Below are 16,533 nucleotides of genomic sequence, written 5' to 3'. Positions count from 1 at the left end.
TAATACAAGTAAAGGTTAATTGTCTGTGGATTTTCAAAAAATTAGCGAACTGTTGAACCAAGGGCGATCGCAGCATGAAGCCGGACGACGGCAGGAAGCAATCCAATTTTATCGTCAGGTGCTTGACTGTCAACCGCATAATTTGGAGGCGTTGAATAATTTGGCGATCGCCCTCAAACAAGAGAAACAATTTACCGAGGCGATCGCCTTGTTGCGACAAGCATTAACCATTGAACCAAATGCCCCTTATCTCCATAACAATTTAGCCAATATTCTCTGGCAAGAGAATCAGCTAGAAGCCGCGAAAGCCCATTATCAACAAGCTTTAACCGCTAATCCCAATTATGCGGATGCTTGGTATGGGCTAGGTAATGTATTCGCCTCTTTAGGTGAACTAGATCGGGCGATTAACAGTTATCAACAAGCATTAAGCCGTAATCCTAATTATCCCGAAACTTATAATAATTTAGGCAATGTGCTGCAAGCCCAAGGGAAGTTAAAAGAGGCATTAGATTGCTACAAAAAAACCCTAGAACTGAATCCAAATCATCCGGGTGCAAGGTGGAATCAAGGGTTTACTTTATTATTAGCTGGTGACTTACAACGGGGTTTTACAGAGTATGAATGGCGCTGGCAAATGCGGGGCGGCAATTTTCGTTCTCCCCGGAATTTTCCCCAACCCCTTTGGGATGGTTCAGACATATTGGGCAAAAGAATTTTATTACATTGTGAACAGGGATTTGGGGATACAATCCAATTTGTTCGTTATGTGGATTTAGTCAAACAACGGGTAGGGGAATTCGGGCGAGTAATTTTAGAATGTCCTAAGCCTTTGTTCCGATTATGCGAATCGCTGCTGCGTTTGGATCAACTAATTCTTGAAGGTCATGCTTTACCAGAGTTTGATGTTTATGCTCCGTTGATGAGTTTGCCGCGAATTTTGGGGACAACTCTGGCAACTATTCCCGCAGATATTCCTTATTTATATGCGGAAGATATACCCACCAGCTTCTATTTGTTCAAGAAGGAAGCAGCGGTGAGAGAAGTTCCGCTGAAAATTGGTATTGTTTGGGCGGGTAATCCTTTTTATCCAGGCGATCGCAGTCGTTATCGCGCCTGTTCGCCCCAGCATTTTTTGCAGTTATTGGATTATAAAATAGCGGCGAATCTTCCCATTCAGTTATATAGTTTGCAAAAGGAAGTCACCGAGGCAGAATTACCTCTTTTATCGGCTAATAATATCCGAGATATTGGCAGTAAGTTGAAAGATTTTGCGGATACGGCAAATGCGATCGCGCCCTTAGATTTAGTGATTAGCGTCGATACAGCAGTGGCCCATTTAGCTGGGGCAATGGGTAAACCTGTCTGGGTTTTATTGCCTTTTGCCCCAGACTGGAGATGGATGTTAAATCGTGTAGATAGCCCTTGGTATCCGTCAATTATGCGGCTATTTCGCCAACCTAAACCGGGAGACTGGGAGGGGGTATTCGATGGAGTTAAATTGGCTTTAAAAGATTTAATTAATCCGACTGGTAAGGGCGAAGTATTTGGGCAAAAAATCGATAACTCACCAGCGGAAATTAATCGCCATAATGCTTCCCCTTTAAAAAGTTTGCATATTCCTGGTTTGTCTGCGGATGAAACCGAAAGCGATCGCCTGCATAAACAAGGAGTAAGTGCTTATCAAGCGGGGAATTTATCAGAGGCGATCGCCTATTATAGCCAAGTGTTAGAAATTAACCCGAATTATGCCAAAACCCATAATAATTTAGCTGTTGCTTTAAAACAGCAAGGAAATTTATTAGAAGCGATCGATCATTATCGTCAAGCGGTTAAATTTGGTAATGCCAGTGAATTACCCTTACCCACAATTTATCATAACCTAGCCGTAACTTTAGAAGAAATCTGCGAATTTGCTGAGGCGATTAGCGCATACCAATCGGCAATTAATTTATCTCCAAATTTTGCCGAAGCCCATTATAATTTAGCCCGCTTATTAGAAAACGCTGGTCAGACAGAAGCGGCAATATGGCATTACCGAGAAGCCATCAAATATCAGCCCAACTTTGCCCAAGCTTATAGTAACTTAGGCAATATCTTGAAAAATATTGACCAATTAGCGGAGGCAATTAACTGTTATGAACAAGCCATATCGATTAAACCCGATTATGCTGAAGCCCATTGGAATTTAGGGATTAGTTTATTAACTACCGGAGACTTAAAACGGGGTTTTGCTGAGTATGAATGGCGGTGGCAAACCGCAGATTTTCCGCGCCGTTCTTTCCCGCAACCGCTTTGGGATGGCACCCCATTAAACGGCAAAACAATTCTATTATATAGTGAGCAAGGATTCGGCGATCAAATTCAATTTATCCGCTATGTTGCCTTAGTTGCCCAACAGGGAGGACGGATAATTGTTGAATGTCCGCAACCTTTAGCCCGCTTATTTGAAACGGTTCCTTGTGTCCAGCAAATTGTGATTAAAGGAGAACCTCTACCAGAATTTGATTGGCATTGTCCTTTAATGAGTTTACCGCATATTTTCGGCACTACCTTAGCAACCATTCCCGCCCCAATTCCTTATTTATTTCCGCCGATCGTCATCCCCCTCTTTTTGCAGGAAGGGCTAACACCTGTCATTCCCGCGAAGGCGGGAATCCAAGAAAGTCAGGGCGGCGAAGCATTCGCGGCTTTAAATTCCGAAGAAAGCAACAATTTTAATCGCGAATGCTTCGCCCCTACATCTAATTTTCAAATCGGCATTGTTTGGGCTGGTAATCCCAATCATAAACAAGATGCGTTGCGTTCTTGTGATTTGAGATATTTTTTACCATTGCTGAATTTACCAGAGGTTAAGTTATATAGTCTGCAAAAAGGCGATCGCGTTAAAGATATAGAAACCATAGCGTCGGAAATAAAAACAGATTTATGTAATATTGAAAATTTAGATAGTCAGTTAAATGATTTTGCGGATACTGCCGCTATTGTTGCCCAATTAGATTTAGTCATCACGGTGGATACAGCGATCGCGCATTTAGCCGGGGCAATGGGTAAACCCGTCTGGTTATTATTAGGAAATCATCAAGATTGGCGCTGGATGCAAGAGAGAGACGATAGTCCTTGGTATCCCACCATGAGACTATTTCGGCTGTCAAAATCCGGTGACTGGGATGAGTTATTTCAGCGAGTTTTTGCTGCCATAGAAGCAACTCTGACGGAATGGCGCAATTCTCCAGATAGCTATGAAGTAGAGGGAAAAAATTTACAGCAAATTATTGCCCAGCAACCGGATTATGAAGAAATATCCGATCGAGGACTACCACGGGAGGATGAAGCGCGATCGCCGGAGGATCGCCCCTACAATTTATCACCAATTTATGCACATCTTACATCATCAACACCTATGAATCTATCATCTAATAGCCGGTTAAGACTAGGACTAGGTTGGCAATTAAGTCAAATGACTGGCTGGGGAATTTATGGGATGAATCTCACCCTACAATTATTAAAATCTCCCAGCGTTAGTTCTGGATTTTATCCGGTTCTGTTAACGCCCCCGGCCATAAATCCAGCGGAATTAAATCCCTTATATCGGGCATTATTACAGCCAGTATTTAGCAATTATCAAAAACTGCAAGAATTAATTTCCCGGAATCCGGGGAAACAAATTGCCTGTGATTTTCCCGTGATTCATGCCTTGGGCAAAAACCTGACTAGCTTAGATATTCCCAGGGGCAATAAAAATATCGGCGTTATTTTCTTAGAAGATACCAATATGACCGCAGAAGCGCGTCTAAATGCCGAAAAATACGATCTGATTATTGCCGGTTCTACCTGGAATGAAAAATTATTAAAGTATCACGGAATTAACCATGTTTGCACCGTGCAACAAGGCATCGATCCGACCATATTTCATCATGCACCAAAATCAAACTTATGGAGCGATCGCTTTGTAATTTTTTCCGGTGGAAAACTAGAATTTCGCAAAGGACAAGATATTGTCATTGCTGCATTTAAAGAATTTCACCGCCGCCATCCTGAAGCCTTACTTATCACTGCATGGCATAACTTTTGGCCGCAATATATGCAAGGCTTAGAACAAGCAGGCAATGTAGTTGGATTGCCCGAAGTTGGGGAAAATAACCAAATTAAAATTGCGGAATGGTTAATCGCCAATGGCTTACCCCCAGATTCATTTATTGACCTAGGAATAGTTCCCAATCATCAAATCGGCCAAATTCTCCGAGAAGCGGATGTAGCAATTTTCACCAGTCGTTGTGAAGGGGGAACAAACCTCGCAGCAATGGAAACTATGGCCTGTGGAATTCCCACTATTTTATCAGCAAATACCGGCCACTTAGACTTAATCCATGACCACCATTGTTATGCCTTATCTCGTCAGCGTCCAGTGCAACCCACCCCTCATTTTTTTACTGGGGTAGTTGGGTGGGGAGAGTCTGAAGTCAGTGAGGCAATTAGTGCCCTAGAAAGAGTCTATGTGAATCGTCGAGAAGCCGAACAAAAAGGCTTAAAAGCTGCCAAGTTTATGGAAAACTGGACTTGGGAAAAACAAGTAAAACGGTTTTTAGCCAAAGTTCAAGATATTTTATAGCAATCCTATTTCAATCGTAATATTTTTGTAGGGGCTTTTCCCAGGCGGTGGTTGCCCCGCAGCGTCTAGGGGTAAGCTCACCAAACCAAACCCTTTACCCCTACAATTATAGTCATTTAGGATTGCTATATAGCGATTGTCATAGTTATGAAGTACAAAAAAAATTTGTCATTCCCGCGAAGGCGGGAATCCAGAAAACTTCTGTAATTCGGACAATAACCGCTATATAGTCGCAACGATAAATAAACCGGGTTTCTGCGACAATTGCGGCAACAACAGCAAAAATTATGGAAAGAAACCCGGTTTCTCTATTTATACCATTTACAAAAATTTATAATAAGTATTTATATTGTAGGGTGGGCAAAAATTCACCATCATATATGGTAGGGTGCGTAAAATTTTTTGCCCACCCTACGGACTCTCCCAAAAAGGGAGAGGGATTTAGGGTGAGGGCAATGTTTTAAGCGAATGGCGAACAAGCTGTATCTGAGGTTATTTTCAGGAGTACAATCAGATTAATTCCTACAAATTATTGAAGCCATGCGCTGTCTCAATTGTCACACCGAGGGAATTCTCCCGCAAGCTCAATATTGCTTTAAATGTGGCGTTCACTTGCCGACCCTGCTGCGAGATGTGCTGCCTACTGGGACTCGTTTAAAAGCGGATACTTATGAAATCGACTATGCGATCGGTCGGGGTGGGTTTGGTATCACCTACCGGGCTCATCATACGATGCTGGAACAGACCGTAGCCATTAAAGAATATTATCCTCAAGAATTAGCCCACCGCCAGATAAATAACGGCGACCTTTCTGTACCCCAAAATAAACAAGATATCTATCAACGGTGGTTAAATCGATTTATTCGCGAAGGGCGGATTTTAGCGAAACTGAATCATCCTAATTTGGTGCGAGTGCAAGATTTATTTGAAGCTGGGGGTACGGCTTATCTGGTAATGGAATTTTTATCAGGAAAAACCCTGCGGCAAGAATTAGACGATCGACCGAATAAAAAGCTATCTCCTCAACAAGTGACAGAAATTGTCACCTGTTTAGTTGATGCGTTGGCGCTGACTCACGGCGCTGGAGTTTATCATTTAGATATTAAGCCGGATAATATTTTATTGACACCAGAAGGGCGAGTGATTTTAATCGATTTTGGGGCAGCAAAGCAAACAAATACCACGAATCAAACCCACAGCACTCGTGCTTTTACTCCTAACTATGCGCCAATGGAAATACAAGTTCCCGGTCAAGTTGTTGGCCCAGAAAGCGATATTTTTGAGTTGGGGATGATGCTGCATGAAATGCTGACGGGTACTCTACCAGAACCGGCACTCGGTCGAATGATTGGTAAAAATTGGCAAGCGAATTTAAGCGAACCTTGGCAGAGTATTGTCACGGCTGCTTTGCATTTGTCGCAAGAAGAACGACCGAAGAATATCCAGCAATGGTGGACAATAAAACCAGCCAGCAATTCTGCCCCTACGACCCCCGATCATACCGATTATTATCAGCAAGCAGTTGCCCATTTAGACCGTGAGGAATACCACGAGGCTATTATCTATCTGAATAAAGCGATCGCAATTAATCCTAATTTTGCCGAAGCTTATAGTCAAAGATGTTTTGCCCATTGGAAGCTTGAAGCGTATCAACTGGCATTGGTCGATGGTAATAAAGCCATTGAAGTTAATCCTAATTTAGCTGAAGGGTATAAAAACCGGGGTGTTGCTTACGATAATCTAGGTGAATCTGAAAAAGCGATCGCAGATTACACCAAAGCCATTGAAATTAATCCCCAGTTTGCTTCTGCCTACTCTAACCGGGGTCTTGCTTACGGTAAATTAGGTGAATATAAAAAAGCGATCGAGGATTGGACTAAAGTAATTGAAATTAATCCCCATTTTGCTGATGCCTACTTCGGCAGAGGTATTGCTTACAAGAAATTAGGTGAATCGCAAAAAGCGATCGCGGATTACACCAAAGCTATTGAAATTAATCCCCAGTTGCCTGGTGCCTACCGCAACCGGGGTGTTGCTTACCGGAAATTAGGTGAATATAAAAAAGCGATCGCGGATTACACCAAAGCCATTGAAATTAATCCCCAGTTTGCTAATGCTTACTTCGGCAGGGGTATTGCTTCCGATAATCTAGGTGAATCGCAAAAAGCGATCACAGATTTCACCAAAGCCATTGAAATTAATCCCCAGTATGCTGATGCTTACTACAACCGGGGTGTTGTTTACGGTAAATTAGGTGAATCTGAAAAAGCGATCGCAGATTACACTAAAGCGATTGAAATTAATCCCCAGGATGCTAATGCTTACGGCCTCCGGGGTTTTGCTTACCGGAAATTAGGTGAAAATGAAAAAGCAAAAGCAGATTTTCAGAAAGCTGATGAATTGCGGAAAAAATAAATCTTGAATGCAAAGAAACCGGGTTTCTGCCAAAAATCTTGATTGTATCGCTAAATCGCTCAAGAAACCCGGTTTCTATTCCCCTGCCAATTCTAATCTTATCATCACTTCTCTAATCCTCTGAAAAATCACAGAGTATCTGGGTCAATATTTAATTCCCGCAATTTCGCCGCTAACTTCGCCGCTAATTCTTCTGGGGTAGGAACTAACTTAACTTCGGGAGTAAAATAGCGTAATTTTCCCTCATATACTCCCAAGTATAACTTGAGTGAATCACTCCATAAATAACCAAACTCATTCGGTTCTATCGCCTGATATTTGCCATCAACTAAATGAAAGCCTGCGAATTCTAAGCTGTATGGGTCAAACCAAAAATAATCCGAGGTACGAAAAGTGTCTTGATAAAGCTGTTTTTTCAAATCTCTATCAGTTTTAGCCGTACTCTCTGAGAGAATTTCCACAATAATATCGGGATATTTTCCATCTTCTTGCCAAACTACCCAACTTTTGCGGGGTGGATAACGGTGAGTGCCAATTACCACAAAAAAGTCTGGCCCTCTAAATGCTTCTGATTTCTTTTGATTGGGACTATAGTAAATGGTCAGGTTTCCCGCCGCAAAAAAATCGTCCCGGTCTTGCCATAACCATTCTAAACATTGCATTAGTATGATAATCTGGAGTAGATGTATTTTACTTTCCAATGGCGGTTCATCACTGTATAAATCACTCCCTGGTATTATAACATTTTCGGAGATAATTGTCGGTTGTTTTTCTTGAGCAATTGTCATCGTTAATTACCTGTTAATTATAAACTATCTGGGTCGATATTTAATTCCCGCAATTTCGCCGCTAACTTGGCATTTTTTTCTTCAGCCCGCAGTTTTTCTTGTTCAAACCGCAGTTTTTCCTGTTCAAACCGCAGTTTTTCCTGTTCAGCCCGCAGCTTTTCCTGTTGGGCTAACTCTTTTTGCTGTTTTTCCCATAAAGCCGCTTCTTCTGGAGTCGGGACTAAGCTATTATCAGCCGTAAAATAGCGCAATTTTTCCTCATATACTCCCAAGTATAACTTGAGTAAATCACTCCATAAATAACCAAACTCATTCGGTTCTATGGGCTGATATTTGCCATCAACTAAATGAAAGCCTGCGAATTCTAAGCTGTATGGGTCAAACCAAAAATAATCCGAGGTCTGAAAAGTGTCTTGATAAAGCTGTTTTTTCAAATCTCTATCAGTTTTAGCCGTACTGTCCGAGAGAATTTCGACGATCAAATCGGGATATTTTTCCTCTTCTTGCCAAACTACCCAACTTTTGCGAGTTCGGTCAGGCTTAGTATTCAGTACCACAAAAAAGTCTGGACTTTTAAAATCTTCTGATTTCTTTTGATTCGGACTATAGTAAATGGTTAGGTTTCCGGCAGCAAAAAAATCATTCCGGTCTTGCCATAACCATTCTAAACATTCAATCAGCAGCATCATTTGCCGCAAATGTAGGTTACTTTCCAAGGGAGGTTCATCACTGTATAAATCACTCCCTGGTATTATAACATTTTCGGGAATAATTATCGGTTGTTTTTCTTGAGCAATTGTCATAGTTTTTGGGTATATTAGTTGACTACAAGCATTAACACTGATATTATTTATTATAGTGGGTATTCGGAAAAGTTGCTAGGAGCAATTCGCTTTAGCGATCCGCTTCGCGGAATCGCCCAGCGTCCAGGACTGTGGAGAAACCGGGTTTCTGCGATAATTTTGGCATCGTAACGGATTAACTTTGCCAAGAAACCCGGTTTCTTGGCATCGAAGCCGAAATTTGAATAAACCGGGTTTCTGAACCGCCCAGAAGAAACCGGGTTTCTTAGTTCAAGAATTATAAACTTTCCATAATAAGTTGGACAATCAGGCCACCAATTAAGGCAATTTAAAATAAGGGAACATAAACCATTAGTTTTACGCCAGTCGTTGACCAAGTAAAATTTGAAATCACGACTAATCATTTTTTGAGAATTAAAATTAACAAAATATGCTAAAATAAAATAAACTATCATTAGATCATAAATCAGATCATCAGATTCACGATGTTTGAACAGTTATCATTATTTTCTCCAGAAACCCGCGATTCGCGGCAGCGATCGGCTTTGCCGAATCGCACCAGGTCTTTTCACACAAATATCCAAGAGTCTGGTTTTGATTATCAAGAATTAGACATCGGCGATATTACCTTCAAAGGCGGACAAGTGGAATCGGTGCATAGATGGTATCGTCTAACTCCCAGCTATTCCCCCGGTTTAGTCAGATTTTTGCTCAAAGAATTGGGCATTTCCAGAAATCATTTTGTCCTCGATCCCTTTAGCGGTCGAGGCACCACCGCTATAGAATGCCAAAAACATGGCATAAAAACTATCGGCATTGAAATTAACCCAGTGTTAGAACAAGTGGGCAATAAATCTCTAAAATGGGATACCAGCCATCTAAATTTATTGGCAAAATATATCACGGAAGTCTCTAATTTAATCGAAGCTTATAAAAATTTAACCATCGAAGAGGTAGTCACGGAATTTCAAACCAGGATTCCGATTATTCATAACGTTTTTAGATGGTGGCAAAAGCCTGTGCTGAAAAACCTAATCATCTGCCGCGAAATTTTAGGAAAAGCAGAATACTTTCCCGTGCAGGATTATCTATGGCTGGCGGTAAATAAAGCCTGTTTAGACTGCGCCAATATTCACAGAAATCATCCCACAATAACTTTTGACGACAATCATCAAAGAGACATTGATGTTATGGAAGAAATTGCCAATAATTTAAAAATAGTTTATGATGATTTAATTAACCTAAATGCAGAACAAAGATTATTTTCACAACTCAACTCAATTCGCTTAGGCAATTCAACGGATGACTTAAAAACACTAATTAAGCATCCCGTTGATTTTGTCATTACATCACCGCCTTATCCCAATCGGTATAGCTACGTTCATCAAACTAGACCCCAATTACACTTTATGGAAATTTTAGAGAATGTTGGACAAGCTACAGAAATTGACTTAAAGGCGGTGGGAGGAACTTGGGGTCGGGCGACATCTATTTTGCAAAATGAATTGCTTCCGGTTCCCCGTGAGATAAAACCCTATCTTTGCTATTATGAACCCCTCCAAGAACAAAGTATTTTAATGTGTAATTATGCCACCAAATACTTTATTGATATGTGGAGACATATCAAATTACTCCAGCAGGTTAAAAGTAAAAATTTTCGGGGGGCTTATATTGTGGGAAATTCTAGACTTTCCGGGGTAGAAATATTTACGGAATCTATCTTAGGCAAAATTTTTGCCCACGAAGGGTTTGATGTGGAAAAAATAATCTGTTTTCGCAAGCGAGGGGGCAAAAAGCGATTGTATGAGACGGCTGTTTGCATTAGAGGATAGAAAGAATATTATCGATTTCTTGAGTCAGAATAGTAGAATTATTCTGCAAAAAGTTGTAAAGGTTAAAACCCGTAATTGATTCGACTAAGTTGAAACTGGAAATTCCTTCGTAAAGATGCCAACTTTTAGATAACCGGGCTAAAGGACTTCTCAGTGATGTGTTACAAAAAACCAACATGACAGGTAAAATGTCATAAGACTTCAATGCTAATGACATATCATAATCAGCTTGAATTCTCTTGGAATCGCCAATTTGATAACAAGAGCGAACTTCAAAACCGATTCCTTGATAAGACATCCAATCTTGAGGAATCCGCTGATTAAACTTATTTTTTTTGATTAAACCATCAGTAGAACGCTTTTGAATTCGTTCGCCAATTTGAACATCTACGCTGAAATACAAATCATTTTCATCTAAGTCAAAACTTTGTTTCAAAAGATAGCCAAACAAAGCCTGATACATATCACCCAGCTTACGATGTAGAGATGTGATCAGATTTCCGCCCACTCTGGCAATAATATATCTCTCATCGTCTAACCCTAAAGCACTAAATGCCGGATCCCGTGAAATGAGTTGTTGAAATTCTTCTCGACTATTGACACCCTGATAACTTTTGTAGGGGTCAAACTCTCGAACTTTGCTGATATGATTAATCGCTAGATTAAGTAATTCAGTTTCATCAATCATTTTAAGAAATCCTGGTTATTAATGTTTGCGTGTAACCGTCGATCATAAATTTACCGCCTCGGTCTTAAGGAAGAATTGATCATCCGCTATTAGCGGATTTTTTTATTGTAGGGATAGATTTTAATTCATCGGTGATTTAGCGGTTAACTTGCCCATGAGAAAGTCAATAAACTGACGGGCAGTACGTCCCGATCGCCCATTATGTTGGGTCGCCCATTGTAATGCTTCATAGTCTAATTCTGCCTGGTAAATGGTAATATTAGCTAAAGCAGCAAGATGATGCACAATGGTTAAATATTTGTCTTGATTCGCCGCTTCAAAGGTTAAGGTTAAGCCAAAGCGATCGCTAAATGAAAGCTTTTCTTGTACCGAGTCCCAAGCGTGAATTTCCTCAACACTGGGACGGGGGCGATCGCCAAAAAACTCTCGCACCAAATGGCGGCGATTAGAAGTAGCATAAACCACCACATTTTGAGGTTTAGCGGTTAAATTGCCTTCTAAAACCATCTTCAGCGCCTTAAAATCATCATCATCTTCTTCAAAAGACAAATCATCAACAAAAATAATAAACTTTTGGGGCAAATCGCGCAACTGTTCCGCGATCGCGGGCAAATCTTTCAGGGTAGATTTACTCACTTCTATTAACCGTAAACCGCGATCGCCATACTCATTTAATAAAGCCTTAACCAAAGAAGACTTGCCCGTCCCGCGAGTCCCATAAAGCAACACATTCAAAGCGGGTAAACCGGCTAAAAGACTTTGGGTATTATTAAGTAATGTTACTTTTTGGAACTCATAGCCCACTAATTCAGTCAACCGAACCCGGTCAGGATGTGGGATGCTAACTAACTCACCTGACTGCCAACGAAAAGCCCGATATTCTGTAAAAATTCCCCAGCCATACTCGTGATAATAGGCTGCTAAACTTTCCAGAAGATCGGGCCATTTCTTTGCTGATTTAAACGCCATCCATAATGGCACTTGATACTCTGGTAACGCCGCCGGATTTTCTATCTGATTCCATGCCACGGGTGGCTGAGACAACTTTGCCGCAAATTTCACCCATTGACTGACTTGTTCTCCGCTGCAATTATAAACCGTTTGTAGCACTTCTAAATCATGATTTACCGCTGCAATCAGTGACGGGGATAAATCCGCCAAAGGTTGTTTTTTTACCTGCTGGGTAAAAGGATTTTCTGCTGCGAGAATTTGCTGAATTAAATAATCTTGCCACGAGATATTTTGATCGGCTAAGGATCTAAACCAATGGCCATAGGCGGGCAAACAATTAAAATTTTTATCTGGGTCTTTTACCAACACATTTAACAAATTGACAAACGCTTGAACCCTCGCATCTTGAAGCAAATTTTCATAAATCAGCAATGAGGAAATTTGGGATCTCAGGAACTCAATTTCAGCAATCATTTCTTTTATTTGTTATTGATTCTTGGCTCTTGGTTATTTGTTATTTGAAAATATGGCCAAGAATCACGACTAACCACTAACCAATAACAAATAACCAAAAAAATTTACTTTTTCTTACTCGCAGGCTTCAGGACTTTTTTGACCAAGCTAGGAATATCTGAGGGACGTTCCGCCACCGGAATTTTTGCCGCTTTAAAGGCAGAGAGTTTTCTCTGGGCGGTTTCCGGGTCAGCCCCAATTGGTCTAACCTTATCCGGGTTGCCTACAGACAACTGGGCAGCAATCAAATCCCCCGCATGACCGAGACGTTTTCCCTTCGGGGCATAAGTACCTGCCAAATAAGCAATCACCGGCTTATCGATCGCCTCCTCAATATAAGCAGCGGCAGCTTCTTCGCCTCCACTGCCAATTTCACCCACCAAAACGATCGCCTCAGTATCGTCATCCTCATCCAAAATTTGCAGCCATTGGGCGAAACTTGACCCAATAATCGCATCACTACCAATGCCCACCCCAATGGACTGACCCAAACCCGCCTTAGTTAACTCATTAGCAATTTCATAAGTCAAAGTCCCACTGCGACTAATCAAGCCGATTTTGCCCGGAGTATAAAACTCTTGGGGATGAGTACCCAGGAGGACTTTTCCTGGCACAATTACCCCAGGAGTATTCGGGCCAACCACCAAAGTTTCCGACGCTTCCGCTTTTCTAACCAAATGCACCATATCCAAAGGGGGAACCCCTTCAGTAATGATAATAATTTGCTTAATTCCCGAAGCGATCGCCTCTAAAGCCGCATCCAGCACCTGATAAGGGGAGACAAAAATCACGGTGGTGTCCACGGGGCCGACTTCCAGCAAAGCTTGTTCGACCATATCAAACACTGGCAGACCATTAATCTGCTGCCCACCATAGCCCGCACTAACACCGCCAACTACCTGAGTGCCATAAGCTTTCATCAATTGACTGTGAACTTTTCCCAAAGATTCTGTAATCCCCTGGATTAAAACTTTGCTATCTGCCTTAAAATTCATGCCGTTACCGATACCTTCTTGCTAACAAACTGCTAACAAACACAGAACTTACGCATGAACGCTATCTGTAGGGTGTGAAGCGCGAAGCGTAACGCACCAATACGCCATATATAGATTCGTTGCGTAAGTCCTAAAACATTAACAAATGCAAGATGCTGGCGCATCCATCAAAGCCTTATGTTAGCGGATGTAAGTAGATGTTGGTGAATCATCCACTGCTGAATAACCTTCTCCCCACCCTCCCCTTCCTCCTCCTTTTAATACCAATTTCAATAAATTATGCAACAAACTCCAGCTTAAGCCCCCCTTGAGAAGGGGGGTTGGGGGGATCGATGCTGGTTGATGTGTCGCAATGATTTTTCGGGCTTGGTATCATTACCGAAATTACCGAACCTTGATTAAGTTTTACTAACTATTTCCCTCAAACTCCTGGCGCCGCTTAAAAACCAGAATAAAATTGAGTAAGCATCAAAAGTCGCGCGTTCCCTTTCTCGCTCTCTATATATTCTCTATATTGTCTAAACCGGGCTGCCTCTACTTACAATCCCGATCTCAAAGAGGAATCAACAAACACAATGGCCGCAACCAAATTTGACGTAAGTTCGCTACTTGACAAAGATTTAATTGTCAACCAAGGCACCAACGGCACCGATACCACCCAAGATGGGGTAGACTACATGGGTTCCGACTTCGTAACCCAGTCCTTCGCCACCAGCAAAGATGCCACCAACGGCAACGGACTGCCCGACAATGGCATCTTTGCCGCGAACGGCTACCATCCTGAGATTCAACTCAGCTACAGCAACGATAATGATGGTACGAATGGCTACTTAATTAACAGCTTTAGCACTGCGGCACCAACCCAAACTTTTGAGTTTAATGTCACCAGCGGACAATACAGCTATATCCATCTAGCCCTCAGTCCCAACGGACACGCACCGATGGATGTCAGCGTCACCTTTAACTACAGTGATGGCAGCAACCAAACCAGCAACACCATCACCGTTCCTGACTGGCAGGACACGACTACTACTGAATCCGAGGATCTATATTATCTAGCCAACGGTCTTGACGTGGGCGGAAATAGTGCCAGCTATGGCAGCTATTTGTCCCAAAACAGTGTGGCAATTTTTGGCGTCCGGTTTGCCGCAGATGCCACCAAAACCCTGAATAGCATCACTGTCAAAGCCACAAGTAACTATGACTATCCAGAAAATGTGGGTTTAGCCTTTTTTGGCGCCACGGGAGAAAGCAACGCAGTTCCGACCATTACTTCCAGTAACACAGCCAGCATCGCGGAAAACAGCACCGCAGTCCTGACTGTAGTCGCTACTGATACAGATAACGACCCTCTGACTTATTTCATTACTGGGGGAGATGACCAAAATAAGTTTAGTCTCGACAGCAGCAATGGTGCCCTGACTTTTACTAGCGCTCCCGATTATGAAGCGCCTACCGATAGCAATAGCGATAATGTCTATCAGGTGGAAGTAACTGCCAATGATGGCAAGGGGGGAACCGCAGCCCAAACCATTAGCGTGACTGTCACCGATGAAGTGGAAAACCAAGCACCCACGGCGATTACTCTGAGTAACAGTACCACCACCTTGGCAGAAGACGCGGATACTACCAATGCCATTAAAGTTGCTGATATTGGGATTACCGATGATGGGCAAGGCACAAATAACCTGAGTCTGGCTGGTGCCGATGCCAGTTTATTTGAAATCGTTGATTCTGGTTTATATCTGAAAGCGGGGACAAGTCTGGATTTTGCCAGCCAAAGCAGCTACAGCGTAACAGTACAGGTAGACGACCCCACCGTGGGGAATACACCGGACGCCACTACAGGCTACACTCTGGAGATTACGAAAGCTGTTCCCACCCAGACCAATCAAGCGCCAGTGGTTGCCAGCGAAATTGCCGACCAAAGTCTGGAGACTGGAAAAAGTCTCAGTCTGGATGTTTCTGGGAATTTTAGCGACCCTGATGCGGGGGATACCTTAACTTATAGTGCAATATGGGCTGATTCGCCTTTAGCCAATTCGCCTTTACCCAGTTGGTTAAGTTTCGATAGTGTAACGGGGCAATTCAGCGGCACTCCGACTAATAGCGATTCTGGTGAACTCACAATCCAAGTTACAGCCACAGACAGCAGCGGGAAAAGCGTTAGCGATTCGTTTGGAGTGAGTGTTCAAGCGGCAGTGCCAACTCCCACACCAACTCCCACACCAACTCCCACACCAACTCCCACACCAACTCCCACACCAACTCCCACACCAACTCCCACACCAACTCCTACACCTACAGGACCGGCAAATTCTACAACAGAGCCATTTGAGCTACCTTCTACATTACCGGAGGACTACATTGCCGTCACCAACGATTTAGATAACGGTAAGGGAGACACGGAAGGAAGCCTGAGTTGGGCAATTAAAACGGCTAACGAGAAAGCCGGAGCCGATACCATCAAACTCAATACCGATGTGCGTCTGAATTTTGGTAGCGATGTGATTCGGATGTGGAGTTTGATTGATAGCGATATGACTGTTGATGGGCAAGGACATACCATCAATGGGGATAACAATAATAATGGCATCCCTGATAAAAATGACCGTCCGATTTTCTTTGTCAAATCAGGGAATGTGAGTTTTAAGAACCTCACCCTGAAAAACGGAGTCGCTAAGGGAGGCGATGGCTTTAACTCAGGTGGCGGTGCTGGGATGGGAGGGGCACTGTTTATTTATGATGGCAATGTCACGGTTGATGGGGTGAAGTTTGAGGGGAATCAAGCTATAGGTGGTAATGGCGAAGGGGGCAATGTGCAGTTTGGTGGTGGTATTGCGTTGCAGAAGATAGCAGCTAACAATGGCAGCGATGGCAGCAACGGCGGCCTCGGCGGCGGCGGCGGCAACGGCGGCGGCGGCGGCAACGGCGGC

The 16,533-nt window shown here is 42.6% G+C and carries 10 protein-coding genes; 5 read left to right on the top strand and 5 right to left on the bottom strand.

What is annotated here, in order from left to right; all coding sequences use genetic code 11:
• Nucleotides 1-25: 25 nt before the first annotated feature.
• Nucleotides 26-4,612 (top strand): tetratricopeptide repeat protein, encoded by a 4,587-nt coding sequence (locus AM228_RS20615; RefSeq protein ID WP_054468772.1) that lies wholly within the window; start codon nt 26-28, stop codon nt 4,610-4,612.
• A 540-nt stretch (nt 4,613-5,152) separates the two neighbouring features.
• Nucleotides 5,153-7,027 carry a serine/threonine-protein kinase gene (locus AM228_RS31155; protein WP_082348978.1) on the top strand — a complete coding sequence of 625 codons (1,875 nt, stop codon included), beginning with the start codon at nt 5,153-5,155 and terminating at the stop codon, nt 7,025-7,027.
• A 128-nt stretch (nt 7,028-7,155) separates the two neighbouring features.
• Here AM228_RS31155 and AM228_RS20605 read toward each other — a convergent pair whose 3' ends face one another.
• Together AM228_RS20605 and AM228_RS20600 are read right to left on the bottom strand one after the other, a co-directional pair.
• Nucleotides 7,156-7,815 carry a Uma2 family endonuclease gene (locus tag AM228_RS20605; RefSeq protein WP_054468770.1) on the bottom strand — a complete coding sequence of 220 codons (660 nt, stop codon included), beginning with the start codon at nt 7,813-7,815 and terminating at the stop codon, nt 7,156-7,158.
• 17 nt (nt 7,816-7,832) lie between these two features.
• Nucleotides 7,833-8,618 carry a Uma2 family endonuclease gene (locus tag AM228_RS20600; protein ID WP_054468768.1) on the bottom strand — a complete coding sequence of 262 codons (786 nt, stop codon included), beginning with the start codon at nt 8,616-8,618 and terminating at the stop codon, nt 7,833-7,835.
• 18 nt (nt 8,619-8,636) lie between these two features.
• Here AM228_RS20600 and AM228_RS34400 point away from each other — a divergent pair, with 18 nt between their 5' ends.
• Nucleotides 8,637-8,789 (top strand): hypothetical protein, encoded by a 153-nt coding sequence (locus AM228_RS34400; protein ID WP_197285351.1) that lies wholly within the window; start codon nt 8,637-8,639, stop codon nt 8,787-8,789.
• 314 nt (nt 8,790-9,103) lie between these two features.
• Complete coding sequence (locus tag AM228_RS20590; RefSeq protein ID WP_054468763.1) at nt 9,104-10,450, top strand: DNA methyltransferase; 1,347 nt, start codon at nt 9,104-9,106, stop codon at nt 10,448-10,450.
• Here AM228_RS20590 and AM228_RS20585 read toward each other — a convergent pair.
• The 3 genes from AM228_RS20585 to AM228_RS20575 all read right to left on the bottom strand — a co-directional run bounded on the left by AM228_RS20585 (nt 10,440) and on the right by AM228_RS20575 (nt 13,597).
• Nucleotides 10,440-11,138 carry a hypothetical protein gene (locus AM228_RS20585; RefSeq protein ID WP_054468761.1) on the bottom strand — a complete coding sequence of 233 codons (699 nt, stop codon included), beginning with the start codon at nt 11,136-11,138 and terminating at the stop codon, nt 10,440-10,442. The two genes, AM228_RS20590 and AM228_RS20585, sit on opposite strands and share 11 nt — an antisense overlap.
• Before the next feature lie 120 nt (nt 11,139-11,258).
• Nucleotides 11,259-12,563, bottom strand: a complete 1,305-nt coding sequence (locus AM228_RS20580; RefSeq protein ID WP_054468760.1) for an ATP-binding protein — start codon at nt 12,561-12,563, stop codon at nt 11,259-11,261.
• A gap of 104 nt (nt 12,564-12,667) precedes the next feature.
• Nucleotides 12,668-13,597, bottom strand: a complete 930-nt coding sequence (locus tag AM228_RS20575) for a succinate--CoA ligase subunit alpha (RefSeq protein WP_054468759.1) — start codon at nt 13,595-13,597, stop codon at nt 12,668-12,670.
• Between the two features lie 575 nt (nt 13,598-14,172).
• Between AM228_RS20575 and AM228_RS20570 the strand changes: the two genes are divergently transcribed.
• The coding region (locus AM228_RS20570) for a putative Ig domain-containing protein (protein ID WP_197285350.1) at nt 14,173-16,533 on the top strand (2,361 nt) is incomplete at its 3' end.

Source organism: Planktothricoides sp. SR001 (assembly GCF_001276715.1).
Taxonomy (GTDB): Bacteria; Cyanobacteriota; Cyanobacteriia; order Cyanobacteriales; family Laspinemataceae; genus Planktothricoides; species Planktothricoides raciborskii.
Note: the sequence above shows the minus strand (reverse complement) of the source record. Positions and strands in the feature narration are given on the sequence as shown.

Excerpts from the sequence above, each read along its gene's own strand:
- AM228_RS20585 (WP_054468761.1), bottom strand. The coding sequence starts at position 11,138 with ATGATTGATGAAACTGAATTACTTAATCTAGCGATTAATCATATCAGC.
- AM228_RS31155 (WP_082348978.1), top strand. The coding sequence starts at position 5,153 with ATGCGCTGTCTCAATTGTCACACCGAGGGAATTCTCCCGCAAGCTCAA.
- AM228_RS20590 (WP_054468763.1), top strand. The coding sequence starts at position 9,104 with ATGTTTGAACAGTTATCATTATTTTCTCCAGAAACCCGCGATTCGCGG.
- AM228_RS20580 (WP_054468760.1), bottom strand. The coding sequence starts at position 12,563 with ATGATTGCTGAAATTGAGTTCCTGAGATCCCAAATTTCCTCATTGCTG.
- AM228_RS20605 (WP_054468770.1), bottom strand. The coding sequence starts at position 7,815 with ATGACAATTGCTCAAGAAAAACAACCGACAATTATCTCCGAAAATGTT.
- AM228_RS20600 (WP_054468768.1), bottom strand. The coding sequence starts at position 8,618 with ATGACAATTGCTCAAGAAAAACAACCGATAATTATTCCCGAAAATGTT.
- AM228_RS20575 (WP_054468759.1), bottom strand. The coding sequence starts at position 13,597 with ATGAATTTTAAGGCAGATAGCAAAGTTTTAATCCAGGGGATTACAGAA.